The sequence below is a fragment of the Cobetia sp. Ld8 genome (genome assembly GCF_045066615.1).
Lineage (GTDB): Bacteria > Pseudomonadota > Gammaproteobacteria > Pseudomonadales > Halomonadaceae > Cobetia > Cobetia amphilecti.
Genome location: NZ_JBISHF010000007.1, coordinates 1,036,365 through 1,059,466, shown reverse-complemented (window position 1 = coordinate 1,059,466; position 23,102 = coordinate 1,036,365). Strand labels below are relative to the sequence as shown.

The window sequence follows — 23,102 nt, the reverse complement described above, 5'->3', positions numbered from 1 at the left end:
TAAAGATTAGCATTCGCGACTTATTTACTGGCGCGGGGGGCGTCAGTCATGGCCACTTTCTGCTCATCGAGCAGATGAAAGGTGTGGTTCAGCAGGACGCTGTCGCATCGCGTACAAAGGGTTTTCAGGTGCCAAATCATTCTCGGGATAGCGCTGCAAGCACGAACAAGGGACATTTCTCCTGCCTGATCTTCACCCTGATGGTATTGCCGGGCACTTCGCTGGCGGCAGAGGGTGCCACCTCAAGCGAGTCGCCGGTCGCGAATTCGGTGATCGTGGTGACCGGAGAGCGTGAAGGCGAAGTGGCGCCGGGCAGCTACCGCGCCGAGGCCTCGAGCCTGGCCAACAAGCAATCGGTGGACTTCCTCGAGCAGGCGCGCACCATCAATGTCGTGACCCAGCAGGTCATGCATGATTTCAATCTGGATGATCTGGAAGAGGCGCTGCAGCCGGTCGCGGGTATCCAGCTGGGCAACACCCTGGGGGGCACCGAGGACGGCTTCGTCAAGCGGGGCTTCGGCAGCAACAGCGATGGCTCGATGCTGATCGACGGCATCCGTCAGCCGCGCCGTACCTACACCACGGCGACCGTGGACCGCGTCGAGGTGCTCAAGGGGCCGTCATCGCTCTTCCAGGGCCAGCAGAACCCCGGCGGCGTGATCAACATGGTCACCAAGCGTCCGCAGTACGCGACCCACACCGAGATCAGTGGCGAGGTCAGCTCCTTCGGCGGTGGCAATACCACCCTGGACACCACCGGCCCCATCGAGGATACCGGCCTGGCCTATCGCTTCATCCTCTCGCATGAGGATGAGGACTCCTGGCGCGAATACGGCAATGACCGTCGCACCACCATCGCCCCGTCACTGCGTTGGGAAGGCGAGCACAGCAGTGCCCAGATCAGCTATGAGTACCAGGACTACGAGCTGGATATCGATCGTGGCACCGTCTTCTACAACGGCAGCGCCGCCAACGTCACGCGTGGCACGCGTTTCGATGAATCCTGGAACCGCGTCTATGGCCATGACGAGTCCATCAATGCCTGGTGGAAGCAGGAAGTCACCGACAACTGGGACATGAAGCTGACCTACGGCTGGACGCGTCGTCAGTACAGCGATGCACGCGCCAATGTCACCGACGTCAGCGACAGCGGTGATGTGACCGTGCGCGCCGAAGAGAACCAGGGCTATGATCGCAGCGAGCACTACACGGCGCTGGACGCCATGGGCGATGTCGAGATCGCGGGCCAGCGTCACCAGCTGGTCATCGGGGCGGATTACGAGACCACTCGCGACTATCTGGATGAGCGCTATTTCGGCGATTCCGTCACGGTCTCTACCGTCACCGACGTGAACCACGGCCAGCTGGCCCAGGTGACCTCCGACGACATCAATACCTCGCGCAGCAATCGTCTCGACGAGACCCAGGCCATCGGGGTCTATGTCAGCGACCGCTGGTATCTGACCGACAAGTGGATTCTGGGCCTTGGCGGGCGCTACACCTGGTTCGATCAGCAGAGCGGGCAGGGCGAGGACTTCGTGTCTGACCCCGATTACAGCGACGACCTGTTCCTGCCCTCCGCGAATCTGCTCTATCGCATCGACGATGCCAGCTCCGCCTACATCAGCTACAGTGAATCCTTCGTGCCGAACGGCAGCGACAGTGACAGCGGCGAGAGCCTCGACCCCGAGCTCGGCAAGGGCTACGAGATCGGCTACAAGCGTCAGTGGAATCCGCGTCTGGCAACCTCCGTGGCGCTCTACCAGATCCGCAAGGAAAACGTCGCAGTCACTGACAATGGTGTGACTCGCACCATCGGTGAAGCCGGCTCGCAAGGCCTGGAATTCAGCCTCGAAGGGGCCCTGACGGATCGCACTTCCCTGCTGTTCAGCTACGCCTACACCGATACCGAAGTGCTGGAGGATACCGAAGGCACCGAGGGCAATCGTCTGCCGAATGCGGCGCTCAATGCGGCCAGCCTCTATCTGGCACATGATCTGGCGATCGACCCGTCCTACGGCGAGTGGCGTGTCGGCGGTGGCGTGCGCTATGTCGGCGAGCGTGAAGGCGATGACGACAACAGCTTCTCGATGGATGCCTACACCGTCGCAGATGCCTTCGTCGGCTGGCGTCATGACTTCTTCGGCCCGGACACCGAATTCAAGCTGAATGCGAAGAACCTGTTCGATACGGGCTACTACTACGGCAGCGGCGGCGATACCCGCGTGCTGGTGGGTGACCCGATGGAAATCACCCTGTCAGCCAGCGTCGGCTGGTAATGTGGCCCCCTCTGGCAGGCTGACTCGCCAGGGGGGCTCGATGCCAGGATAGTCACGACATATAGACAGTCACGGCATATAGACAGGCAAGACAGACGATATAAGCCAGTTTCGGAAGTCGGGTGATCTGGTCATAAGCTGATGATCTGGTCATAAGTTGGTGATCTGGTCATAAGTTGGTGATCTAGAAATAGACTGGTGATCTAGAAATAGACTGGTGATCTAGAAATAGACTGGTGATCTTGAAATAAAAAGGGGCGCTCATCAGCGCCCCTTTTTGTATGCGTTATCTAACGCCGAGGATCTTCACGCGCCATCTGTCGTCTTGAAGACCTTGTGACAGCAGACGTCAATGCGGCTGGTAGACTGCTGGCATGATGCTCTGTGACTGACTGTCTTTGATCGCGTGTCTTCGATTGCGTGTCTGCAGTCGAGTATCTTCGATTGAGTGTCTTGGCGTGCCTGCCTCTGTGTTCCCTCTCGACATCACACCTGCCTGGAGAGCCCCATGCTCGAGTCGCTTCCTCTGGCCGATATTCGTGCCTTCGTCATGACGGCGGATCATGGCAGCTTCACCCGCGCCGCCGAGCAGTTGGGCGTGTCGCGGTCGCAGGTCTCCAAACAGGTGACTGCGCTTGAACAGGCACTTGGCGTGTCGCTGATGCAGCGCTCGACACGCTCGTTGCGACTCACCGAGAGCGGCCATCTGCTGCATGCCCAGTGTCGCAGTGCGTTGGGCGACATCACCCAGATCGTGACGCTGGTACGTGAGGAGCGCAACGCCATGCGCGGGAGGCTGCGCATCAACAGCGTCGGCGGGCCGATCGGCGAGCGGCTGCTGGCACCCGCCGTGCACGCCTTCATGCAGACCTGGCCGCAAGTGCAGGTGGAGCTGGATTTCAGCAGTCATCGCGTGAACCTGATTCGTGATGATTTCGATATCGCCCTGCGCATGGGCGCCCTCGAGGATGCCGACTTCATCGCGCGTCCGCTGATGACATTGCCCTACGTGGTGGTGGCCAGCCCCGACTATCTCGCTCGCCATGGCGCCCCGAATACGCCCGGCGAGCTGGTGGATCACCGCTGCCTGGTCGGCTCGGTCTCGCGCTGGTCCTTCACTGCACGCGGGGCAGAGCCTCGCGAATTGCAGGTGGACGTCGGTGGCCAGCTTGAGTGCCGCAACGGGCATGTGCTGGTCAGTGGTGCCATCGCCGGCAACGGCATCATTCGCGTGCCCAGGCTCTACTGTGAATCAGCCATCGCGCGAGGGGAGCTGCAGGAGTTGCTGAGTGACTGGCAGCCGGCGGATGTGCCGTTGTCATTGATCTATCATCGTGAGCGCCATCGCCCGCTGCGCACGGTGCGCTTGATCGAGCATCTGCTGGAATGGTTCGCGAGATAATATGCGCGCGTCTCTGAGCGCGGTATGCGTCATGCTGCAATACGGATGAGGCAAGGATTTGATGAAGGAAACATTGAGGTGCATCATTATTATCGCCTAATATTCACCAAGTACCTTTTATCACGTGCTTTCTATCAAGTGCTGTCTATCAAGTCCTTTTTAGCAAGCCCTTTTTAGCAAGTGCAGGGTCTTGGAAGAGCTGGTCTTCAAAACGGATATGAAGGCCCGAGCTTGCGAGACGAATGTGAAACATAAATCTAAAAAAGAACGAGAAATAGGCGCTCGTCACTCTGGGCTGATGCGACCCTATCTGGTGCATCGATCATGAGCCCCCTGATGACTCGCGACTCTTTATAGGCAGATTGAACAGGGAGGCTCCATGGAAGATGCCCCGCGCGCGATGCGTTTCGCGCATGCCGGTGATGCCCCCTTGCCGGATTACCTCTTCATGCCGCCCCCCGGGGCGAAGACGCTCGAACCCGGAGTTCTGGCCCTGGCGCGCCTCCTTCATCGTCATCATGGCGATACTCTGGCGCATTCCTGGCGGGTGGCGGGGCTGACGGTATTTCTCTACGCAAGGCTGTTGGGGCCCGGTCAGCGCAAGGTGCCACTGCATGACCTGCATAGCGCGGCCTTGCTGCATGATATCGGCAAGGTCGGGATCTCGACGGAGCTTCTGAATGCCCCGCGTGCGCTCAGTGATGAGGAGCGTGTCACTATGCGCGATCATGCCAGTCATGGCGGACGCCTGTTGTTTACGCTGCGCGGCCCCCTGAGAGCGCTGGCCAGCCTGGTGGCGATTACCCACCACGAGGGCTGGAATGGCCAAGGGTATCCTGTCGGGTCCGCCGGGGGTGCCTTGCCACTGCATTGTCAGGTGGCCGCGATGATGGATGTCTTCGATGCCCTGGCCTCGCCGCGCGCCTACAAGCAGGGTTGGTCGTTGAAGCGTCTGGTCGGATTGTTCAGCGAGGAATCCGGCAAGCAGTTTGATCCTCGCCTGATTGCCCGCATGGCGCCGCTCTGGACATCGCTGCACGCCGAACATCGCCGTTTGTATGAGCAGACCCGCCAAGGGTGAGACGGCGATGTCCGTACATGAAAGGCAAAGCCCCCTGTCGAGAGTCTCGGCAGGGGGCTTTGTTGCATCAGTACCCGATAAAGACGATCAGCGTTTCAAAATCCGCATCAGCAGCAGCGTTCACGCTTGATGGCGGCCCAGTCGGTTGCGGGGTGCTGGCGGCCGTGGTTGCCGGCGTAAGCCGCGACCTTGGGCGACTCCCAGCCTGCGAGAACATCGCCTTCCAGTCGATAGATCTCGACACCGAGCGGGTTGCAGGTCTCGAGCGGGTCGCGCGCATCAGGGCCCCACAGGTCCACTGACAGATCGCCACCCGGGCAGCAGGACATCGCGCACAGCAGGTCCGTCTCGGCGAAGAACTCCAGGTAATCGCCCTTGCGTGCCGGGCAGGCCTTCATGAAGTACTTGTCGTCATTGTTGAGGCCGGTGCACTGGAAGATGTTGAGCACATCGTGGATATCGAATTCGGTCAGGCCCCAGGGCTCCACTGCGCGCACCAGGTTGGAGTGACAGTGGTGATCGAAGTCCTCGCCGGTCAGCAGGCGATTGACGTAGGGGTCGCAGCGCGTACCCAGCAGGTCATGCACGCGACCGCCTTCTGCATCGACGCCATAGTCGGCGAGGGTGTCATCGATGATGGTCGCCATCGGGCGCAGGTAGGGCAGTGTGGACCACAGGCGATCATAGGTGCTGACATGCGCGCGCTGCAGCTGGCGGGTGCGAGACGCCCACATGCGCTCACGCGGGTTTTGCAGGTTCCACATGTTGAAATCGCCGACCTGTGAACCCTCGGTGATCTTGATGCGCAGCACGTGGCCCGCCGGCACTTCCCACGCCAGGCCATCGCGCAGCGGCACGGTATGGGTCGCGACCAGGGTGCGCTCGGCCTTGCCTTCGGTGAGGCTGTCGTAGAAGTCGCGATCGACGTCCAGAATCGAACCCTTGCTGGCTTGATAGGCGGCAGGTACATCACTCATGACAGGACTCCTCGTGAGTCGAAATTGGATCTGATGACCAGGCCGGACAATCTGGAATTCGCTGCCCGGCCGGGGGCTTTCGTGCACTGCCGGCAAGAGTCGTGGCCGGCAGTGGCGGTATCTGCAGGGCACAGGGGGAGGTTCTCGGTCCCCCTGCGCGGGGTCATGCCTGTTCGCGGCGCCAGTGCTTCATCAGTCGGTCGAAGCAGGCACTGGCGGCAGGTTCTGCGTTCATGCGGCTGACGAGGACGACGGCGATCAGGGCGAACAGGAAGCCGGGCACGACCTCAAACATGTCGAATATCTCCAGCGGGCCGCCGCTCAGCGGCTTCCAGATCGCGACGGTGAGAGCACCGACCAGCAGGCCGGCGATGGCGCCATTGCGGGTCATGCCACGCCAGAACAGTGACAGCAGGATGACGGGACCGAAGGCGGCGCCGAAGCCACCCCAGGCGTAGGACACCAGGCCCAGGATGCTGCTGTCACGCTCGCTGCCCATCACGGTGGCGAGCAGTGCGATGCCGATCACGCTGGCACGGCTCAGCCAGACCAGCTCCTTCTGCGTCGCCTGGGGGCGAATCAGGCCACGGTAGATGTCTTCGGCGATCGCGCTGGAGCAGACCAGCAGCTGGGAATCGACGGTACTCATGATCGCGGCCAGGACACCGGCCAGAATGAAGCCTGCCACCCAGGGGTTGAGCATGATCTGGCTCAGGGAGATGAAGACACGCTCGCTGTCCGTGAGACCGCCACCCAGCTCACCGCCGAACCAGTAGTAACCCAGCACGCCCACTGATACCGCAGCCGCCATGGTGATGGCGGACCACAGCAGGGCGATACGCCGCGACACCTTGATATCTTCGCGCTTGCGCACGGCCATGAAGCGCACCACGACGTGTGGCTGGCCACAGTAGCCGATCGCCCAGCCGGCCAGCGACAGCATGCCCAGGAAGGTCACGCCTTCCAGCAGGCCACCGATGGGGGCGACATCCTGCGCCGCTGCCGGGGCGGCTGCGCCATCGCCGAACAGCGCCACTGCCGTCATGGCAGCCACGGCACACAGCGAGGCGGCCATCATCAGGCCCTGGATGAGGTCGGTCCATGAGGCGGCGAGGAAGCCACCGAGGAAGGTATAGCCGACGATGACCAGCGCGCCCAACCACAGTGCGACGCGGTAATCGATATCGAAGAGACCTTCGAACAGCACGGCTCCACCGACCAGACCCGCCGAGACATAGAAGGTGAAGAACACCAGCATGACCACGGAAGACAGGGTACGCAGTACGCGTGAGCGGTCTTCGAAACGCGCTTCCAGATAATCCGGCACCGTCAGCGCATTGCCGGCCGCTTCGGTGAACACGCGCAGTCGCTCGGCGACCAGGGTCCAGTTCAGGTAGACGCCGACCAGGGTCCAGACCGCGATCCAGGCTTGCGAGAGGCCACCACTGAAGATGGCGCCGGGCAGGCCCATCAGGGCCCAGCCGCTGAGATCGGAAGCGCCGGCACTCAAGGCCGCGACGCTTGGCGGCAAGCCGCGTCCCCCGAGTATGTAATCCGACAGATTGTGGGTGATGCGATAGAAGTAGATGCCGATGCCCAGCATCAGCAGCAGATAGAGCCCGAACGACAGCAGGACAGGTAAGTTCATCCTAGGAGACCTCATGGTGACGCCGAGGCGTCTTGTTATTGTTCACCAGTGGTGTCGTGTTGCAGCAGGCTTGCGCGGAACAAGCAGCGGGGAGCTGGCAATATCACTGACACCTTCACCTTAGCCATGAGGTAGATTGCAGAAAACTGACCATTTTTCGTTTAACCTATGACTTCATGTCATGGGTTGCCGTCACATGCTGGTTGACGCCTTTCTTCCATCAGGGCGCTCTCGCAAGCACTCAGCACAGCACTCAGCAAAGCGCTTGGCACAGGCACTCAGCACCCGGTTTCTGGCCCCCGGCCAGGCCAGTCATCAAGGACATCCCATGCGACCCAGTCTGTCATCGCTCAATGCCTTCGAGGTCGTGTCACGCCTTGGGAGCATCACCGCGGCTGCGGATGAGCTCAACATCACCCAGTCGGCGGTGAGTCACCAGATACGCCGCCTGGAGGCCACGCTGGAGATCAGTCTGCTGGAGCGGGCTGGACGCGGCGTGGTGCTCTCACACGCCGGACGCCGACTGGCCGATGGCCTGCAGGCCGGCTTTGCCAGAATCGAGCAGTCGGTAGCCGAATTCGAGGTCGACCCACAAGGCGTGCATCAGCGGCGCCAGCTGCGCGTCAGCTGTCTTCCCTCGGTGGCGGTGCGCTGGCTGATTCCGCGGCTCAACAGCTTTCGCGAACAATGCCCCGATATCGCGGTCAGCCTGCAATATGCCGGCATCAGTGCGCGGGGATTGTTGCCGGAGGTCGATGTGATGATCACCTGGCAGGACGAGCTTCCGGACAAGGCATCACAGGCGTTCCGCTTGTTCTCGGGGGCCACCCAGCCGGTGGCGAGCCCGCTGTATCTGGAGCATCACCGCCGCCCGACCCAGCCGGCAGACCTGTTGAAGCTGGAGCTGATCCACGATCAGTCGCGCCAGCCCTGGCATGACTGGTTCAACAATTGCGGGCTGTATCCCTCCCAGCTCGACAAGGGCGATCTCTATCAGGATTTCAGTCTGCTGAGTGCTGCGGTGGTCGCGGGGCAGGGGGTCGCGCTGTGTCCGCCACGCCTGATCCGCAAGGAGCTTGAGGACGGCACCCTGGAATGCCTGTTCGAGATGGCCGCCAATCGCCAGCGTGCCTACTGGCTGTTCCATCACCCGCAGCCCGCCAGACATGTGCAGCAATTCTGCGACTGGATGCGCGCGGAGATCGCCGCCGAGGGAGAAGCGGCCGACAGCGGGGTCATCGTCAGCCGCCGCCAGCCCTGACGGCGGGCATCTCGCTGCCAGTCAATGGCGCACACAACGCAAAAGCCCCGCCGGGATTCGGCGGGGCTTTCTTGTGCAAGTGCTCATGTCATGACGGCATGGGTCGCGATCTGAGCAATGGCCTGAACCATGACCCTTGGCCAGGAGATGGCGGGCCTCTCAGCCGTTGAGTACGCCCAGCCAGGCCCACAGGCCGAGCAGGGTGGCGATCAGCACCGGCGGCGTCAGCACCAGGCCGACCTTCATGTACTGCCCCCAGCTGATGTGATGACCTTTCTGATCGAGCACATGCAGCCACAGCAGTGTGGCGAGACTGCCGATCGGGGTGAACTTGGGCCCCAGATCATTGCCGATCACGTTGGCGTAGACCATCAGCTCACGCGTCGCGTCACTGACCTGCTGCGCGGTGAGGTGGTCGATGGCCAGCGCGCCGATCAGCGTGGCCGGCATGTTGTTCATCACCGAGGCGGTGACGGCGGCCAGCACGCCGGTGCCGAGGGTGGCGACCAGCTCGCCTTGACTGGCAAGCCAGGCGAGGATGTCGCTGGCGTGATCGGTCAGGCCGGCATTGCCCAGCCCGTAGACCACCAGATACATGCCCACCGAGAACAGCACGATCTGCCACGGCGCACCGCGCAGCACCGGGCCGAGTTCGATTACGGCAACACCGCTGCCCAGCCAACGCCCGGCGATGGCCAGCAGAATCAGCGCGGCGCTGCCGGTGACGACGGCGAGCGGAATGCCCAGCGGCGCGGTCACGAAGTAGGACACCAGCAGCACCCCCAACAGCGGGAAGGCCGCGCGGAATACCTGGCGGTCCTTGATGGCGCTCGACGGTGCCTCGAGCTTCTCCAGCGCGTAGTGCGAGGGCAGCTCCTTGCGGAACATCAGCCACAGCACGATCAGCGTGGCGGCCAGCGCGATCAGATCGACCGGCACCATCACGGCGGCGTAATGCGTGAAGGAGATGTCGAAGTAGTTGGCACTGACGATGTTGACCAGATTCGAGATCACCAGCGGCAGGCTGGTGGAGTCGGCCACGAAGCCGGTGGCGATGATGAAGGCCAGCGAGGCCGCCGCCGAGAACTCCAGGCGCACCAGAATCGCGATCACGATCGGCGTCAGCAGCAGGGCCGCGCCATCATTGGCGAAGAAGGCCGCGATCACCGCGCCCAGCAGCACGATGAGCGGAAACAGCTTGCGTCCGTTGCCGCCGCCCCAGCGCGCGACATGCAGCGCGGCCCAGCTGAAGAAGCCCGCCTCATCGAGGATCAGCGAGATGATGATCAGCGCCACGAAGGTGAAGGTGGCGTCCCAGACGATATCCCAGACCACCAGCACATCCGGCAGATTGACCACGCCGCAGGCCAGCGCGACCACGGCGCCGCCGAGGGCGCTGGTGCCGATGCCCAGCCCGCGTGGCTGCCAGATCACCAGTGCCAGCGTGATGGCGAAGATTGCCAAGGCAAGCATGACGTCTCCTTGTCGAGGGTGAAGAGTAAGTGAGAAGCCGCGTGCGCGACCGCGGATTGCGTCAGATCGTGCTCTGATTGACGCGTCGGGAGACCTCTTCGGCGCTCTCGACACGCTCCGAGTAGCGCTCGGTCAGATAGGCGCTGCGGTCGCGGTTCATCCAGGTGAACTTCATCAGCTCTTCACAGACATCGACGATGCGCAGATAGAGCGGCGACAGGCGCATGCGGCCATGCTCGTCGAATTCATTGAAGGCCTTGGGCACGGATGACTGGTTGGGGATGGTCAGCATGCGCATCCAGCGGCCCAGAATGCGCAGCTGATTGACGCTGTTGAAGCTCTGGCTACCACCACTGACCTGCAGGATGGCCAGCGTCTTGCCCTGGGTGGGGCGCACGCCGCCCAGTGACAGGGGAATCCAGTCGATCTGCGCCTTCATGATCGAGGTCATCGCGCCGTGGCGCTCCGGGCTCGCCCACAGCATGCCCTCGGACCACTGGGCCAGCTCGCGCAGCTCCTGCACCTTGGGATGATCGGCCTCGCAGTCATCCGGCAATGGCAGGCCGGCTGGCGAGTAAAGGCGCACCTCGGCACCGAAGGCACGCAGCAGGCGCGCCGCTTCCTCGGCGGCGAAGCGTGAGAAAGAACGCTCACGCAGGGAGCCGTACAGCACCAGAATGCGCGGTGCATGACGCGGGGCATCCGGCCCGACCAGGCGATTGATCTCCAGCGGTCGCCAGTGTTCGGCATCGATATTGGGCAGCTCGGCCAGTGCCGCTTTCATCTCGTCGGTCATGGTGTCGCCTGTCGGCAGGTGAGACGTGTCGGGAGTGTGTGCGTTCATGATTCAGGTCCTGGGGGCGTGGACGACATCGCCGTCTTCCTTGGTGTATTGCGCGACCGGATTGTCCAGCAGCTCCAGTACCGCCTCCGACGGGCGGCACAGACGCGTGGCCTGCGGCGTGACCACGATGGGGCGATTGATCAGGATCGGGTGGGCCATCATGGCGTCGATCAACGCCGCATCGCTCAAGGCCGGGTCATCCAGATTGAGCTCGTCATAGGGCGTGCCCTTGCGGCGCAGCAGCGGGCGCGGGCCGCCCCCCATGGCGGCAATCAGGGATTCCAGCGTCTCGCGCGTCGGCGGGGCGACCAGATACTCGATCACCTCCGGTGCCTCGCCGGAGGCCTTGAGCATGGCCAGCACATTGCGTGACGTACCGCAGGCCGGGTTGTGATACATCGTGATCTTGCCGGAAGAACGGACGGAATCAGTCATCGTTGCGAGGCTCCTGAGAAGCACAGGGGGTGGAAGAGGCGCTGCAGTCGGGCACGGTGAGCGAGGCCAGCAGTGGGTCGCAGACCACCGAGGAGCCCGCGCAGCAGTCACGTACCAGAAACTGCACGGTGGCGAGCATGTGCTCGAGGTTGGCGCGGTAGATCAGCGAGCGGCCTTCGCGCTGGGAGTGGATCAGCCCCGCGCGGCTCAATACGCCCAGATGGGTCGAGAGCGTGTTGTGCGGCACCTCGAGACGGCGTGCGATCTCGCCGGCGGGCAGGCCTTGTGGCTCATGACGGACCAGCAGGCGAAACGTGTCCAGACGCGTGGCCTGGGACAGCGCTGCGAAGGTGTCCAGCGTGGCCTGCGGGTCGGGCAGGCTGTCGGAGTCATTCATTTGATCTGTCCATATGTCGAGACTTGTCGAAATGACGATGGTGCGATGATAGATCAGCGTGCCGCGGATGGGAAGTCTGCTCTCTGCTCTCGATCTTCAGCGGTCGATCTTCAGCCCTCCGTCTTGGGCTGACAGCCATCAGTATTCGTGCTGGCCATCTCAGACCTGCTCATGCAGCCAGCTGGCCAACGCTGCCTGGCGCGGGTTCTGGCTCTCGAGACGCGCCGCGAGCCAGTAATCACAACCGGAGGAATACTCCAACGTCCCCAGCCGCACAAGCTGTCCCCGTGCCACCAATGCACTGACTTGCTGATGACTGCCCAGCGCGACGCCTTGCCCAGCCAATGCGGCATCCAGCACCAGGTGGTAGCTGGTGAATTGACGTTGCACATTGAGTGCCAACCCCGGCTTGCCCATGCCGCTGAACCAGCGTGGCCAGTTGATCCAGTTGGGTTCGAGGCGCTCGTAGTCGAGCAGTGGCAGAGCCGCCAGCAGAGGTAGCTCCCGACAGTCGCGGGCACCTTGTGGCAACTCGGCGATGAAGTCGGGTGACGCCACCGGATAGAGCGTCTCGGTGAACAGAGGGGTCAACTGCCAATCCGGATGCGGCGCCATGTCATAGCAGATGGCGAGATCCACATCCTCGGTGAGGATGTCGCGATGATGATCTGCAGTGATCAGGCGCAGGCCGCTGGCAAGCGTCGGCTGGGTGGCGCGAAGTCGATTCAACATCGGCCCCAGCCATAGGTGTGAGATGGCGCTGTTGGCGGCCAGTGTCAGGCGGGCATTGGGAGAAGGGCGGCTGACGCTCTCCAGTGCGTCGATCATGAAGTCGAAACTGGTCGCCAGGCGCTGGCTCAACTGCTGTCCTGCTGCGGTCAGAGAGACGCGTCTGCCATGGCGATGAAACAGCTTGGTATCGATGTGATGCTCAAGGATAGCGATCTGACGGCTGACGGCAGCCTGGGTGATATGCAATTCGCTGGCGGCACGCGTGAAGTTGGCGTGACGCGCGGCTGCCTCGAAGGTCAGCAGGCTGTTGAGAGGCGGGAGGCGATGACGAAAGCTCTTCATGCAGGGCTCCGAGACGAGGAGGGTAACGTTGGCTGATAGGTCAATGCTTGATGACTTCAGGTTATCAAGGTTGATCAGGATTGAGGCTATACACAGCTAGAATCATCAGGTTCACACTGATGTCATCGTGATGCATAGGGTATTCCGTAGATGACCACGGGCTATCAGCATGACACTCCGTGACCTGACTGGGTAGCAAACATGAATGAACTTGATTGGCATGCCGACCGTAGTGACCTTCACCCGCTGGAGCTTCAGGACAATGCCCCTGAAAGTGAAGGCATCGACCTGGTGGCCGTGCGTCGTTATCGACAGAATCGCCTGCGCGAAGAGATGAGCACCCAGGGCGTTGATGCCTTGATCATTTCGGACCCGGTCAACATCCGCTACGCCAGCGGCGCACGCAACATGCAGGTCTTCAGCGCTCGCAATACTCCGGCGCGTTACCTGCTGCTGACCCAGCATCGCAGTGTGCTGTTCGAATTCACGGGCTGTGAGCATCTCGCCGATGGCCTGGAAACCATCGACGAAGTGCGCCCGGCCATGACTGCCAGTTTCGTTGCGGCAGGTCACGATATCGCTGAGCGTGAACAGCAATGGGCGCGCGAGATGCTGGCGACCATTACCGAGCTGTGCGGTCTGAAAGCGGTGATCGGCATGGAGCGCATGAATGCCGGGACCGCCATCGCCTTTGATCGTCTGGGCGCGCGCGTCGTCGATGCCCAGGCACCGCTTGAACGTGCACGTGCCATCAAGTCTGACGAAGAGCTCAAGTGTGTCGTAGCCTCGCTGCGTGCTACCGAGCGCGGCGTAGGACGTCTGCGTGAAGCGATTCGCCCCGGCATCACCGAGAACGAGCTGTGGTCGGTGCTGCATCAGTCCATCATCGCTGACAATGGCGACTACTGTGAGACTCGCCTGCTCAACTCAGGCCCGCGCACCTATCCCTGGTTCCAGGAAACCGCGACCAAGCGACTGGCCGCCAACGAGCTGGTGGCACTGGATACTGACGTCGTCGGCTGCCACGGCTATTACTCCGACTTCTCGCGCACCTTCCACGTCGGCCCTGACAAGCCGACCGAGACCCAGAAGCTGCTGTATCGCACCGCCCATGAGCAGGTACAGCACAATCTCGACATCCTGCGTCCCGGCATGAGCTTCCGTGAATATTCCGAGAAGGCTTGGAACATCCCCGAGCGTTTCCATGCCAATCGCTATTACCTCTCTGCCCATGGCTGTGGCATGACCGGCGAATATCCCTACCTGTATCACCATGCCGACTTTGCCGTCTCAGGCTACGACGGCGTGATCGAGCCGGGCATGGTGCTCTGCGTCGAGAGCTATATCGGCGACCCCGAAGCCGGGGAAGGCGTCAAGCTCGAGGAGCAGTGCGTGATGCGCGAAGACGGCCTCGAGATCCTGAGCAAGTTCCCGTTCGAGGAAGCCTTGTTGAACTGATGATTTCAGGATGGCGCTGCTGATCAAGCAGCGCCATGACACTCCTTGGCCCGCAGTCTGCCGTCCGCAATGACGTTGTTTTCATACTCCGGGGTGTTCGGTCGGGCAGCTGCCTGATCGCAACCTCCTGACGCGTTTCGTAGTGACACAGATGTAGAGACACAGATCACCATAATTCCAATAAATGATCGTGCCGCCATTGTCTGCTTCCTTCATGTACCAGTGCCTATGGCGCGTGAGGGACGGCTGGCTGCACGCCTACTGACGTGAGGTAAAGACATGTCGTCCGATGTGAATGACAGCAGTATCACTATCACTTGCCAGAAAACGGGGTTGTACCGAGGACTCAACATTCCGGTGACACTGATCAGCAAACTGATCATCACTCTTCTCGTGGTATTTGCCGTGGCCCTCCCTGATCGGGCCGTAGCGCTGTTGACCACGATCAATCAGACCATGCTTGAGCACTTCAATCTCTATTACGTATATGCCGTCGCCTTCTATCTGGTGTTCTGCACGGTGCTGTGTGTGTCGCCGTTGGGGCGCAAGCGACTGGGACGTGATGATGAAGTGCCTGAATTTTCGCGTTTTGCCTGGTTTTCGATGATGTTCGGCGCCGGGATGGGCATCGGGCTGCTGTTCTACTCCATCGGGGAACCTGTCTCGCACTTCAATTTCAATCCGGATATCGCGGCAGGCAAGGTGCAGGCGGGGTCCGAGCAGGCCATTGAAAGTGCCGTCAGCTATACCTTCCTGCACTGGGGGCTGCATGCCTGGGCAATCTATGCCTCTGTGGCACTGGCACTGGGGTATTTCGCCTATCGTCGTGGCTTGCCGTTGACCATTCGCAGTACCTTGATGCCCATCTTTGGCAAGCGGCTGCTGGATGGCCCCCTGGGTCACGCCGTGGATATCATCGCCGTGGTCGCGACCACTCTGGGCGTGGCCACCACCATGGGCGCCGGTGTCAGTCAGCTGGTGGCAGGGCTGGATTTCGTGATGCCGGGGACTGAGCTGCTGGACTCCGCCGGTATTCCACGCCCCTGGCCATTGATCCTGACACTTGTCGTGATAATGGGACTGTCGACACTGTCCGCCGTGACCGGAGTGAAGCGCGGCGTCAACTGGCTCAGCCAGTTCAACATGCTGCTGTCCTTTGCCCTGCTGGCCGTCTTCATCTGGTTCGGCAGTCGTCTATTTGCCAGTGAACTGCTGGTTTCCGCGACCTGGGATTATCTGAGAACCCTGCCGGAACGCAGCTTCCAGACCTGGCCGGTGACGAGTGCGTTAGGCCAGTGGCAGGTCGACTGGACCATTCTGCAGCGTGCCTGGTTCATTGCCTTCGCGCCATTCGTCGGGCTCTTCCTTGCGCGTATTTCACGTGGCCGCACGATTCGTGAATTCGTGTTGGGGGCGGTCGTGGCTCCCAGTCTCATGTGCTTCGTATGGATCTGCTACATGGGTGGCAGCAGTCTGCACATGGAAACCAGCGGATTGGCGCAAGGCACGATTCTGGCAACCGTGCGCGACCATATCGCCACCGTGTTGTTCGTGACGCTGGATTATCTGGATACCGGCGCCTTGATCCATGTCATCGTCGGCGGCACCTTGATCCTGATCATCACGTATCTGGTGACCAGTGCGGACTCGGGCGTGCTGGTGCTCAACGCCATCATGGCCGGGGGAGAGGAAACCAACGAGCGCCGTCACCGCATCATCTGGGGCGCTCTGTTGACACTGGTGGTGGGCTCATTGCTTCTGGCGGGTGGCCTGGCGGCGATTCAGAAGGCAATGCTCATCGCTTCTCTGCCGTTTTCGCTGCTGATGATTCTGATGTGCATTGCCACATTCATGTCGTTATGGCGTGAGCCGCGCGACCTGCCAGCCGTGAACGAGGCTGCGCCAAACTGATGCCGGCGGCGTAAATCAGGCATTTGCCCGGCAGTATTGGTAGCATGTGCGCCATTGATTACCGGACAAGGGAAGATGGCACGATGATGATGGTATTGCAGATTCTGGGCGGCTTCGTGCTGACAGCAGGGGTACTGCTGGCGGCAGTGCCGGAGCTGGTCAACCGCTTCAAGGGGCCGAACGACACCCCGCAGACCGTACCGAAGGAGACCGGCGCGGCGATCTCGCGGCGCATTCGTTGGGGCTGGGTCATCGCGGTGGGGTATCTGTTGATGTATCCGCCGATCGGCCTGGGTGTGTTGCCGGTGCTGGTGACGCTCGCGGTGGCAGGTATCGCTGGCATCATGACGGCCCGTCTGATGGGGCTGATGCTGGATGGCATCGAGATGCGCCATCTGTTCCGCTTCGCCGCCGAGTCGCTGATTCTGGGCGGCCTGTGGACCTGGTTCGTCAAGCTGTCTGCCTGACGCCATTGCCGCGCACACTGTGCCGTCAGATCGCCAATTACTGTATTCCGGGAGTCCGTCCATGCCGCTCAATGCGTCTACGCAAGCCTTGTTGGCAGGGCTGGAGCGATCGCGCCCGGTACTGGTGACCGGCGCGACCGGCTATGTGGCGGGGCAGCTGATTCGTCGCTTGCTGGAAGAGGGCCTGACGGTGCATGCCGCCGTGCGCGATCCCGGCAATAGCGAACGTCTGGCGGCTCTCATGGCGCTGGGCGAGCGCTTGCCGGGCGAGCTACGTGTCTTTGCCAGCGATCTGCTCAAACCGGGTTCCTACGCTCAGGCGATGGCAGGCTGTGGGGTGGTCTTTCATACCGCCTCGCCCTTCGTGGTCAGTGTCCTGGACCCTGAGCGCGATCTGGTGCGTCCGGCAGTGGAGGGCACGCGCAATGTGCTGGAAGAGGCCAATCGTCACGCCAGTGTCGAACGTGTGGTGTTGACCAGCAGCTGTGCCGCCATCTACAGCGACAATGCCGATGCGCTGGATACGCCGCGCGGCTGTTTCGACGAGAGTGTCTGGAACACCACGGCGTCGCTTGAGCATCAGGCCTATTCCCATTCCAAGACGCTGGCGGAACAGGTCGCCTGGCAGATCGCCGAGCAGCAGTCGCGCTGGCGGCTGGTGGTGATCAACCCCTCGCTGGTGCTCGGCCCCGCGATCAGCGATGACACGCGCGGCGAATCCTTCAGCCTGATGACGCAACTATGCGATGGCACGCTCAGGATAGGCGCACCGGATTACGGCATGGGTGTGGTGGATGTGCGGGATGTGGCCGAGGCGCATCTGGCGGCAGGATTTCTGCCCACGGCCAATGGGCGCCACCTGGTCGCTGGGCATTCCTCAAGCTTCATTGAGTTGGGGCGGGCCTTGCACCGTCACGCCGGCCCGCAGTACTCGATTCCCGCTCGCCAGCTGCCCAAATGGCTGGTGTGGCTGGCGGGTCCGCTGGCCAACAAGGCCGTGACCCGCAAGGTTGTCGCGCGCAACGTGGGCCATCCCTTCGTCTTCGACAATACCCGCAGCCGCGAGCAGCTGGGCCTGATCTACCGGCCCCTCGAGGCGACGCTGCACGACATGTTCGATCAACTGGAGGCCAGCGGCCGCCTGTCGTGATTCCCACTCGCTGGTATGTCAGCGACGCTGCGGCTTGTGCAGCTCTTCTGTATCTCTCGACCTCAGCGTCTTAGTCCCTCAGCGCCGCCGCAGCGGCTCCAGCAACGCATTCAACCCGTTGTGATCAATCTCGTGCATCAGCGCGAGCAGGCGACCGATCTCGCCCTGCGGAAACCCCTTGCGCGCAAACCAGCCCAGATAATCCCCGGGCAGGTCGGCAATCAGGCGTCCGGCATACTTGCCATAGGGCATCTGGCGGGTCGTCAGTTTCTGCAGGTCTTCAGGGCTCATCCTTTGACTCTCATTTGGTTTCGGTAGGGGGGGGGATGCTCTCAGTTGGCGGTGCCATTCTGGCATAGCTGAGTTGCGGTGGTTGGGTTTTGCCACACTATCGCCATGTCTCCTGTAACCCCATAGCACGGAGAGACTCATGCCTCGCGATTACCAGAACCTGGAGCAGCTACCTCTCGCCGGTGAATGGCGTGCCGGACGAGCCGGCAAGACGCTTGAGGTGTTGGACCCCTTCGATCAGAGCTCGCTGCTCTCGATTTCCATGGCCAACGCCGAGGATCTCGACGCCAGCTATCGCAAGGCGCGCGATGTCCAGCCTGACTGGGCCCAGACGCCGGCAAGCGCGCGCGCGGGCGTGATGCACAAGGTGGTAGAGCTGATGGACGAGCGACGCGAGGAGCTGCTCGGCTGGTTGATCCGTGAGTCCGGCAGTACCCGCATCAAGGCCCAGGCGGAGCTGGCCGCGGCTCGCGCGATCACGCTGGAATCTGCCGCGATGGCCAACCGCGTGGCCGGGATGGCGATGGAGGCTCAGGTGCCGGGCAAGGAGAGCCGTGTCTTCCGCAAGCCGCTGGGTGTCATCGGCATCATCAGCCCGTGGAATTTCCCGCTGCATCTGACCCAGCGTTCCCTGGCGCCAGCATTGGCGCTCGGCAACAGCGTCGTCATCAAGCCGGCGAGTGACACGCCGCTGACGGGTGGCCTGCTGCTGGCCAGATTGTTCGAGGAGGCGGGTCTGCCTGTCGGCGTCTTGAGCGTGGTGGTCGGTTCCGGCAGCGAGATCGGCGATGCCTTCGTGGATCACGAGGTGCCGAGGCTGATCTCCTTCACCGGTTCCACCCAGGTAGGCAAGGGCATCGGCAAGCGCGCCGTCGGTGGTGATCACCTCAAGCACGTTGCCCTGGAACTGGGTGGCAACAGCCCCTTCGTGGTGCTGGATGATGCGGATATCGAGCAGGCGGTGGACGCCGCTCTGGTCGGCAAGTTCCTCCATCAGGGGCAGATCTGCATGGCCATCAACCGCATCATCGTCGATGAGTCGGTCCACGACGCCTTTGTCGATCGCTTCGTGGCGCGTGCCCGCGCACTCAAGGTCGGCGATCCCGCACAGGACGATACCGTCATCGGGCCGATCATCAATGCCAAGCAGCGTGATGGTCTGCTCGAGATGATCGAGACGGCCAAGGGCGAGGGTGCCCAGGTGATGCTTGAGGGCGAGACGCAGGGTCAGCTGGTGCCACCCCATGTGTTCACCGAGGTCACCAATGACATGAGTCTGGCGCGCAACGAGATCTTCGGGCCCTTGGTCGGCATCCAGAAGGCCCGTGACGAAGCGCACGCGCTGGAGCTTGCCAATGGCACCGAATATGGCCTTTCGGCTTCCGTCTTCACCACGGATATCGCACGCGGCGAGCGCTTCGCGCGCCAGGTCGAGGCTGGCATGGTGCACGTCAATGACATGCCGGTGAATGATGACCCGCGCGCACCCTTCGGTGGCGAGAAGAACTCCGGCCTTGGGCGCTTCAATGGCGACTGGGTGCTTGAGGAATTCACCACCGACCAGTGGGTCAGCCTGCAGGTCGAGCCCCGCCAGTACCCGTTCTGATCTCTCTGATCTGTAGTTGACGCATGACAAGCGGCGCCCCGCTCAGCCTGATGCCTGAGCGGGGCGCTTTTGATGGTAGGTAATGCTGACGCGTCATGATGGGCGAGGTAGGCAACAAGGCCAGCTGAGTGTGATACCCAGGGCATCCCTGTCGAGAGGACAGGGATACAAACTGTGATCATCAGCGCGACCGCCAGATGAGCGGTGCGTGAGAAGCGGATCAGGGCATGGCTGACGACGGATCAATGACTGATCAGAGAAGCGCTACCCAGCCAGGCAAGCCTGAGCGCCAGCAATGACAGCGCCCATTTGAACAGGCCATCGAAGTGCCGGTTGGAGACGCGATCCAGAAAGCGCAGTCCGAGGCGGGTGCCGATCAGGCCCGCGCCGATCATCAGTACGATCAGGGGCAACCACTCCTGGAAGAGAAACCCTGCCATGCCGAAGATGAAGGCCTTGGTAAGGTGCTGCGCAACCATGCAGGCCGCGAAGGTCGCCACCTTGGTGTGACGCTCGCCGCCGCCTTGCTTGATGAAGCTCGCGACCAGTGGGCCGCTGGCACCGATCAGACTTGAAAGGAAAGTCGTGATGGCACCGGCAATCAAGGTGCCTGTGCGGCTCAGAGCCCGCTTGGGTAGTGCCGGCCCCCAGCAGGTGAACAGCACGAACAGCGCAATGGAAAGCTCCAGCACCCCTTCAGGCAAGCGGATCAACACCCAGGCCGCGACCAGCGCTCCCAGCGCCACACCGGGCAGAAAGGCCAACAGACGGCGCATGTCGATATGGCGCCACGTCATCGCCATGCGCCCGCCGTTGGAACCCAGCTGCACCATGCCATGCACCGGAATCAAGGCAGCGGCAGGCATCAACTGCGCCATGAACATGATCAGCAGGGTGCCACCGCCGACCCCGACGGCAGCGGACATGGCTGATGTCAGCAGGGCAAGCAGCAGCAACGCGCAGACGATAGGCAGCGAGAGCGGGAAATACTGCGCGAGGCCATCAAGCAGGTCTGCGAGGTAGGGAATATCGGCGGGACTGGCGGGCATTGCGGGCATCCTGTGCAAGTAGCCAATAGAGAGAGAATAGGGGCTCAGGCAGCCGACATGACGCATGACCTGCCTGACAGGCGTGCAAGGCTACCGTGACCAAGAGGCGCTATCCAGCCAAGCGTGCGTGGCTGAATAGCACATGGGAGATTCGAGCGGCTTCGCGTGGTGGAGTGATTGCATGTTGCTGTCTTTTCAGCCAGAGACCAGCTTTCCCCCATAGGATGGTGAGGCTTACCATGACATGTTGGTTTAGCCCTATGCTGCGGTGTTCAGTGGGTGTTTTGTGGATCAGGAGAAAGCTGGCATGAAGCTGTTGTTGCTTGAAGATGATGACCTGCTGGCGGAAAGCCTGGCCGAGCTGCTTGAGGACAATGGCTATCGACTGGATGTCTCCTCGAATTTGAATGATGCGCAGGCCTTCATGGCAACCGAGCAGTACGCGTTGGCCATTCTGGACCTGGGACTACCGGACGGCTCCGGGGTGGATTTGCTCAAGCGCTGGCGTAAAGGTCAGGTGGATATTCCGATACTGATTCTCACGGCCCGTGACACGTGGGAAGACAAGGTCGTCGGTTTGCGCAGCGGGGCAGATGATTACCTTACCAAGCCATTTCATGAAGCAGAGTTGCTGGCACGTCTCCATGCGCTCCTTCGGCGCCGCCAAGGGGCAAGTCATGGGTATCTTCAGGTGAGCGGAATTCAGCTGGATGAAGAGGCGCAGCGTGTGTGCTGCGATGGAGAGCAGTGGGCGAGCTTGACGGCCACCGAATTCCGCCTGTTGCGCTACCTCATGCATCATCCAGACAGAGTGCACTCCAAGGCACAGTTGCTGGATCAGCTATATGCCCTGGAGCAGGACGCCGCGGCGCCCAATCTGGTAGAAGTCTATATCGCTCGCCTTCGCCGCCGCCTGGGCAAGGACTTGATACAGACCCGCCGCGGACAGGGGTATCTGCTTGTTTCACATCGATCGTCGTAGCCTTCGTTTTCGCCTGCTGACCCGCCTGGGAGGAGCATCTCTCGCGGTGGTGCTGTTTGCCTGGTATCTGCATGGCTTCTTTCTCCAAGAGCTGGCGAAGGACTTTCTTGGCGAGCGTCTCAAGGATGAGGCATCGCATATCGTCACCTTGCTCAAGAAGGATGAGCGGCCTGTTGCCCAGCTCATGGCAGCGGCCCGAGAGGAGTCCCTGAGCTTTCATCATTTCTATGTGTTGCGAGTCGGGGAGAAGGTCAGTACTTCGCTGCCTGCCTTGCCGACGCAGATGCTCCCTTTGCTTGAGGGCAAGGGGGATGCGTTGTTCATGCATCAGTTTCAGCAACAGTCACTGTTGGTCTATCGGCACGTCTTCGATATCCGCGGGGACGCGGTGCAATTGTTGATTGTCGAGAATTTCTCGCCAGTGGAGCAGGGCCTGACCCGAGTTCATTGGTGGATCGCCGCCAGCGCCATCCTGTTGTGGGGGATTCTGATATCTCTCAATCTGCTGGCGGTAAGGCGCGGGCTCAAGCCGTTGAGTGCCCTGCGTCATCAATTGAGTGAACTCCAGTCCGGGCACCGAAAGCGGATTGTGCTTGAGGCCCCTTCCGAGCTTGATGCGCTGGTATCACAGCTCAACACCCTGCTGGATGAGTTTGATCGTCGGTTGTCTCGTTCACGAGAGTCTGTGGCGAATCTGTCCCATGCGCTCAAGACACCTCTGACGGCGCTGACACAGGTGCTGCGTGGCAAGCGACCGATCAATGAGATACGTCGTGGCAAGATGCTGCAACGTGTAAAGACGATTCATTCCCAGCTGGAGACAGAACTCAGGCGAGCCCGCATTGCTGGCCCGCGCGCCGGTCAGACAACACGCCCGGTTGAAGAGGCCCAGCGCTTGATCGAGATGTTCCAGGGGATCTATCCGCAGCGTACCTTCTTGCTGGAGTGTCTGGGCGTATCTAATGAGCATGCGGATAGCTGGGTGAATGTCGAGACACAGGATTTCACCGAAATGCTCGGCATATTGCTGGATAATGCGGGCAAATGGTCTGTCAATCAGGTGCAATGCCGATTGACGATAGAGAGTGACCAGATCGTGCTCTGCGTCGAGGATGATGGTCCGGGGGTGCCGCAGGCACAGTTGGCCCATCTTGGCGAGCGTGGGTGGCGGCAGGACGAAACTCACCCGGGGTATGGGCTGGGGCTCTCCATTCTTGCGCATCTCGTCAAGCATTACGCTGGTTGCGTGAGCTACTCAACAGCCGCCGCAGGGGGATTGAGAGCCGAGGTGCATCTGCCCACACGTAAATAGGCACT

At 61.5% G+C, this 23,102-nt stretch carries 20 protein-coding genes; 11 read left to right on the top strand and 9 right to left on the bottom strand.

Features of this window, described 5'->3' with window-relative positions:
• Window positions 1–128: 128 nt before the first annotated feature.
• The 3 genes from ACJJV2_RS09210 (at window position 129) to ACJJV2_RS09200 (ending at window position 4,762) form a co-directional block, all read left to right on the top strand.
• On the top strand, window positions 129–2,279 hold the full coding sequence (locus tag ACJJV2_RS09210) for a TonB-dependent siderophore receptor (protein WP_405280244.1): 2,151 nt from the start codon (window positions 129–131) through the stop codon (window positions 2,277–2,279).
• Between the two features lie 508 nt (window positions 2,280–2,787).
• Window positions 2,788–3,681, top strand: a complete 894-nt coding sequence (locus ACJJV2_RS09205; protein ID WP_213114680.1) for a LysR family transcriptional regulator — start codon at window positions 2,788–2,790, stop codon at window positions 3,679–3,681.
• Between the two features lie 379 nt (window positions 3,682–4,060).
• On the top strand, window positions 4,061–4,762 hold the full coding sequence (locus ACJJV2_RS09200) for an HD-GYP domain-containing protein (RefSeq protein WP_405280241.1): 702 nt from the start codon (window positions 4,061–4,063) through the stop codon (window positions 4,760–4,762).
• Window positions 4,763–4,869: 107 nt separating this feature from the next.
• Here the strand turns inward: ACJJV2_RS09200 and ACJJV2_RS09195 are convergent, their stop codons facing one another.
• Both ACJJV2_RS09195 and putP read right to left on the bottom strand, forming a co-directional pair.
• Window positions 4,870–5,739, bottom strand: a complete 870-nt coding sequence (locus ACJJV2_RS09195; RefSeq protein ID WP_347420662.1) for a DUF1989 domain-containing protein — start codon at window positions 5,737–5,739, stop codon at window positions 4,870–4,872.
• A gap of 163 nt (window positions 5,740–5,902) precedes the next feature.
• Complete coding sequence (putP, locus tag ACJJV2_RS09190; RefSeq protein ID WP_405280237.1) at window positions 5,903–7,387, bottom strand: sodium/proline symporter PutP; 1,485 nt, start codon at window positions 7,385–7,387, stop codon at window positions 5,903–5,905.
• A gap of 328 nt (window positions 7,388–7,715) precedes the next feature.
• Here putP and ACJJV2_RS09185 point away from each other — a divergent pair, with 328 nt between their 5' ends.
• Window positions 7,716–8,648, top strand: a complete 933-nt coding sequence (locus ACJJV2_RS09185; RefSeq protein WP_347421337.1) for a LysR substrate-binding domain-containing protein — start codon at window positions 7,716–7,718, stop codon at window positions 8,646–8,648.
• Between the two features lie 159 nt (window positions 8,649–8,807).
• Here ACJJV2_RS09185 and ACJJV2_RS09180 read toward each other — a convergent pair whose 3' ends face one another.
• The 5 genes from ACJJV2_RS09180 to ACJJV2_RS09160 form a co-directional block, all read right to left on the bottom strand.
• Window positions 8,808–10,121 (bottom strand): arsenic transporter, encoded by a 1,314-nt coding sequence (locus tag ACJJV2_RS09180; protein WP_347421336.1) that lies wholly within the window; start codon window positions 10,119–10,121, stop codon window positions 8,808–8,810.
• 61 nt (window positions 10,122–10,182) lie between these two features.
• Window positions 10,183–10,905, bottom strand: coding sequence for an arsenical resistance protein ArsH (gene arsH, locus ACJJV2_RS09175; RefSeq protein WP_405280749.1), 723 nt, complete (start codon window positions 10,903–10,905; stop codon window positions 10,183–10,185).
• Between the two features lie 63 nt (window positions 10,906–10,968).
• Window positions 10,969–11,400: an arsenate reductase (glutaredoxin) gene (gene arsC, locus ACJJV2_RS09170; RefSeq protein WP_347421335.1), complete on the bottom strand. Its 432-nt coding sequence runs from the start codon at window positions 11,398–11,400 to the stop codon at window positions 10,969–10,971.
• Window positions 11,393–11,797: a helix-turn-helix transcriptional regulator gene (locus ACJJV2_RS09165; RefSeq protein ID WP_052384434.1), complete on the bottom strand. Its 405-nt coding sequence runs from the start codon at window positions 11,795–11,797 to the stop codon at window positions 11,393–11,395. The genes arsC and ACJJV2_RS09165 overlap by 8 nt, the downstream gene beginning before the upstream one ends.
• A gap of 159 nt (window positions 11,798–11,956) precedes the next feature.
• Complete coding sequence (locus ACJJV2_RS09160; RefSeq protein WP_043332762.1) at window positions 11,957–12,871, bottom strand: LysR substrate-binding domain-containing protein; 915 nt, start codon at window positions 12,869–12,871, stop codon at window positions 11,957–11,959.
• Window positions 12,872–13,072: 201 nt separating this feature from the next.
• Between ACJJV2_RS09160 and ACJJV2_RS09155 the strand changes: the two genes are divergently transcribed.
• From ACJJV2_RS09155 to ACJJV2_RS09140, 4 genes are all read left to right on the top strand, one after another.
• Window positions 13,073–14,329 (top strand): Xaa-Pro peptidase family protein, encoded by a 1,257-nt coding sequence (locus ACJJV2_RS09155; protein ID WP_043332761.1) that lies wholly within the window; start codon window positions 13,073–13,075, stop codon window positions 14,327–14,329.
• 279 nt (window positions 14,330–14,608) lie between these two features.
• On the top strand, window positions 14,609–16,240 hold the full coding sequence (locus tag ACJJV2_RS09150; protein ID WP_215824332.1) for a BCCT family transporter: 1,632 nt from the start codon (window positions 14,609–14,611) through the stop codon (window positions 16,238–16,240).
• An 83-nt stretch (window positions 16,241–16,323) separates the two neighbouring features.
• Window positions 16,324–16,707, top strand: coding sequence for a hypothetical protein (locus ACJJV2_RS09145; RefSeq protein ID WP_043332759.1), 384 nt, complete (start codon window positions 16,324–16,326; stop codon window positions 16,705–16,707).
• A gap of 61 nt (window positions 16,708–16,768) precedes the next feature.
• Window positions 16,769–17,857 carry an NAD-dependent epimerase/dehydratase family protein gene (locus ACJJV2_RS09140; protein WP_405280228.1) on the top strand — a complete coding sequence of 363 codons (1,089 nt, stop codon included), beginning with the start codon at window positions 16,769–16,771 and terminating at the stop codon, window positions 17,855–17,857.
• A 78-nt stretch (window positions 17,858–17,935) separates the two neighbouring features.
• Here ACJJV2_RS09140 and ACJJV2_RS09135 read toward each other — a convergent pair whose 3' ends face one another.
• Window positions 17,936–18,148 carry a DUF3820 family protein gene (locus ACJJV2_RS09135; protein WP_052384432.1) on the bottom strand — a complete coding sequence of 71 codons (213 nt, stop codon included), beginning with the start codon at window positions 18,146–18,148 and terminating at the stop codon, window positions 17,936–17,938.
• Between the two features lie 139 nt (window positions 18,149–18,287).
• Between ACJJV2_RS09135 and ACJJV2_RS09130 the strand changes: the two genes are divergently transcribed.
• Window positions 18,288–19,754, top strand: a complete 1,467-nt coding sequence (locus tag ACJJV2_RS09130; protein WP_405280224.1) for an aldehyde dehydrogenase family protein — start codon at window positions 18,288–18,290, stop codon at window positions 19,752–19,754.
• A 242-nt stretch (window positions 19,755–19,996) separates the two neighbouring features.
• Here ACJJV2_RS09130 and ACJJV2_RS09125 read toward each other — a convergent pair whose 3' ends face one another.
• Window positions 19,997–20,803: a sulfite exporter TauE/SafE family protein gene (locus ACJJV2_RS09125; RefSeq protein WP_405280221.1), complete on the bottom strand. Its 807-nt coding sequence runs from the start codon at window positions 20,801–20,803 to the stop codon at window positions 19,997–19,999.
• 307 nt (window positions 20,804–21,110) lie between these two features.
• Between ACJJV2_RS09125 and ACJJV2_RS09120 the strand changes: the two genes are divergently transcribed.
• Window positions 21,111–21,785 (top strand): response regulator, encoded by a 675-nt coding sequence (locus ACJJV2_RS09120; RefSeq protein ID WP_405280219.1) that lies wholly within the window; start codon window positions 21,111–21,113, stop codon window positions 21,783–21,785.
• Window positions 21,763–23,097, top strand: a complete 1,335-nt coding sequence (locus ACJJV2_RS09115) for an ATP-binding protein (RefSeq protein WP_405280216.1) — start codon at window positions 21,763–21,765, stop codon at window positions 23,095–23,097. The genes ACJJV2_RS09120 and ACJJV2_RS09115 overlap by 23 nt, the downstream gene beginning before the upstream one ends.
• Window positions 23,098–23,102: the final 5 nt, after the last annotated feature.

Bases quoted from the DNA above. Each gene is read 5' to 3' on its own strand.
- ACJJV2_RS09205 (WP_213114680.1), top strand. From the start codon at position 2,788: ATGCTCGAGTCGCTTCCTCTGGCCGATATTCGTGCCTTCGTCATGACG.
- ACJJV2_RS09200 (WP_405280241.1), top strand. From the start codon at position 4,061: ATGGAAGATGCCCCGCGCGCGATGCGTTTCGCGCATGCCGGTGATGCC.
- ACJJV2_RS09195 (WP_347420662.1), bottom strand. From the start codon at position 5,739: ATGAGTGATGTACCTGCCGCCTATCAAGCCAGCAAGGGTTCGATTCTG.
- putP (WP_405280237.1), bottom strand. From the start codon at position 7,387: ATGAACTTACCTGTCCTGCTGTCGTTCGGGCTCTATCTGCTGCTGATG.
- ACJJV2_RS09185 (WP_347421337.1), top strand. From the start codon at position 7,716: ATGCGACCCAGTCTGTCATCGCTCAATGCCTTCGAGGTCGTGTCACGC.
- ACJJV2_RS09180 (WP_347421336.1), bottom strand. From the start codon at position 10,121: ATGCTTGCCTTGGCAATCTTCGCCATCACGCTGGCACTGGTGATCTGG.
- arsH (WP_405280749.1), bottom strand. From the start codon at position 10,905: ATGAAAGCGGCACTGGCCGAGCTGCCCAATATCGATGCCGAACACTGG.
- arsC (WP_347421335.1), bottom strand. From the start codon at position 11,400: ATGACTGATTCCGTCCGTTCTTCCGGCAAGATCACGATGTATCACAAC.
- ACJJV2_RS09165 (WP_052384434.1), bottom strand. From the start codon at position 11,797: ATGAATGACTCCGACAGCCTGCCCGACCCGCAGGCCACGCTGGACACC.
- ACJJV2_RS09160 (WP_043332762.1), bottom strand. From the start codon at position 12,871: ATGAAGAGCTTTCGTCATCGCCTCCCGCCTCTCAACAGCCTGCTGACC.
- ACJJV2_RS09155 (WP_043332761.1), top strand. From the start codon at position 13,073: ATGAATGAACTTGATTGGCATGCCGACCGTAGTGACCTTCACCCGCTG.
- ACJJV2_RS09150 (WP_215824332.1), top strand. From the start codon at position 14,609: ATGTCGTCCGATGTGAATGACAGCAGTATCACTATCACTTGCCAGAAA.
- ACJJV2_RS09145 (WP_043332759.1), top strand. From the start codon at position 16,324: ATGATGATGGTATTGCAGATTCTGGGCGGCTTCGTGCTGACAGCAGGG.
- ACJJV2_RS09140 (WP_405280228.1), top strand. From the start codon at position 16,769: ATGCCGCTCAATGCGTCTACGCAAGCCTTGTTGGCAGGGCTGGAGCGA.
- ACJJV2_RS09135 (WP_052384432.1), bottom strand. From the start codon at position 18,148: ATGAGCCCTGAAGACCTGCAGAAACTGACGACCCGCCAGATGCCCTAT.
- ACJJV2_RS09130 (WP_405280224.1), top strand. From the start codon at position 18,288: ATGCCTCGCGATTACCAGAACCTGGAGCAGCTACCTCTCGCCGGTGAA.
- ACJJV2_RS09125 (WP_405280221.1), bottom strand. From the start codon at position 20,803: ATGCCCGCCAGTCCCGCCGATATTCCCTACCTCGCAGACCTGCTTGAT.
- ACJJV2_RS09120 (WP_405280219.1), top strand. From the start codon at position 21,111: ATGAAGCTGTTGTTGCTTGAAGATGATGACCTGCTGGCGGAAAGCCTG.